Raw genomic sequence first — 1,908 nt, forward strand, 5'->3', positions numbered from 1 at the left:
ACTGGCAATAATAAAACTAACGAAACTTTATGCAGTCGGCAATTCTTGAGCATTTTCTACAGGAAAAGCCAGACTGTCTCTTAACGATCGCATTATTTCTTTTGATATGGACCCCTCAGATTTAGATGAACTTGAAAATGCTGTCCAGGATTTACTGTCGATGGCGCAAATAGAGCTAGAAGAAAGCCGCCTACAGCAGCAGCGTCAGGCACAGATTGATCAGGAAACCGCCCGAATCAAGGAACGGCTGGAGCCGCTGCTAGCGCAGGTTGAACAAATGCTGGCTCAGCTTACCCTAGAGGCATTTGGTGAAAGCATGACGCGGCTCAAACTAGAGGAAAAAGCCGCAGATTTAAGAGAAAAAATCGAAAACGCCCCGCTGCTGGCAGCTCAAACCGTCGATCGCCAGCTTATTCTCCACGAAGAAAGATTGCTTGATGAACGGCTCGCCGAGCAGACAAATCGCTGGCGACAGGGACTCAAAGCCGACCTGCTAGAGATGATTGCTGAACAGGAGGATTTCTATAGCGCCACGGAGGCGTCGATCGCCGTGCGTGCCTATCTGCATGATTTGAAAGCGATCGGGGCACTGGAGGACGTCGTGGGTGCGCTGATTGCCCAGATTAACCACCGCAGCGAAGAAGGTCCGGTTGCCCGGCTCAGAGGCAGCTATGAACAGACGCTCGGCTTTATCTACAACAAGGCTCTAGAAAACCGGGCAAGAGTCGAACGTGCCCCGGATGTTCAGCTTCGCGTTCGCCATCGCACTTTTGAAAAACGCCCCAATCCCTACAGTTCCCTGGAAGGCAAGGTGGTAATTTTTGGCGGACACGATCGCCTTGAAACTGCAATTCGCAACCGCTTGCGCGACTCAGACGTGAATTTAATCTGGTGTACAGCTCAGGCAGGACCCCAGATCGCAGAGCAGGCAGAAAGCCACATTGCCACAGCAGATCTGGTTCTGGTCATGACCGCCTATACCAGCCACAAACTAACCGACAAGGCAACTCAGGCAGCCCAGCGAACCGGAAAAGCCGTTGAAATGATTAACACTACCGGAGTGGTGCGGGTGCTAGAGGCGATCGAATACGGGCTAAAGATGAAACAGTTTGCCCGCCGTCATAATCATCTCTCGAAGCCGGCTTGAGTAAAGGGGGCAAGGGAGTGAGGGATAGTTTCACCCATTCACAGGCCTGCCCCTTCCCTTCCCCAACCTGCTCCTCACTCACCCTTTCATTTCCCTGTCTCCTCATCCCCCAATCCTTGCCTAAAACTCCCGCACACTGGGCTGCCCATCCTTGAGTTCGCCCACCAGCACAATATCGGCAACGCCCACAAACAGCCCGTTGTCCAGCACACCTGGAATGTTATTGAGTGTTTTTTCCAGTTCAGCCGGATTGTCGATTGTGCCAAACTTGACATCGATGATCAGGTTGCCTTGATCAGTAATCACCGGACCATCCTTTTTAACCGCCATCCGGATTTCGGGTTGACCGCCCAGCTTCTCGATCGCCTTCATCACGGGGGTCATTGCCATTGGCAGCACTTCGATCGGCAGCGGGAAAGCTCCCAGGCGATCGACGAGTTTAGAGCTATCAACGACGACAATAAACTGTTCTGCCAGCCCGTCAACAATTTTTTCGCGGGTGTGGGCTGCGCCGCCGCCTTTAATCAGGTTTTTCTGGGGATCAACTTCGTCTGCGCCGTCAATGGCAATATCAATGCGATCGACTTCATCCAGCGTGGTGAGCGGAATGCCGTATTGCTTTGCCAGCACTGAAGCCTGAAATGATGTGGGAATGCCTTTGATGTCCTTCAGTTCGCCCGATCTGAGCCGATCGCCCAAAAACTGAATCATAAAGGCTGCGGTTGACCCTGTGCCCAAACCGACGATCGCCCCTGACTGCA

2 protein-coding genes are annotated in these 1,908 nt (G+C 52.7%); one reads left to right on the forward strand and one right to left on the reverse strand.

Annotated features, from left to right (window positions below):
* Positions 1-106: 106 nt before the first annotated feature.
* Positions 107-1,147: a DUF2325 domain-containing protein gene (locus H6F80_RS01585; RefSeq protein ID WP_190789869.1), complete on the forward strand. Its 1,041-nt coding sequence runs from the start codon at positions 107-109 to the stop codon at positions 1,145-1,147.
* A gap of 120 nt (positions 1,148-1,267) precedes the next feature.
* Here H6F80_RS01585 and rpiA read toward each other — a convergent pair.
* Positions 1,268-1,908 (reverse strand): ribose-5-phosphate isomerase RpiA (gene rpiA, locus H6F80_RS01590; protein WP_190789870.1); only part of this gene is annotated, 641 nt, incomplete at its 5' end.

Origin of the sequence: Leptolyngbya sp. FACHB-711 (genome assembly GCF_014695615.1) — a bacterium.
GTDB lineage: Bacteria > Cyanobacteriota > Cyanobacteriia > Elainellales > Elainellaceae > Leptolyngbya_A.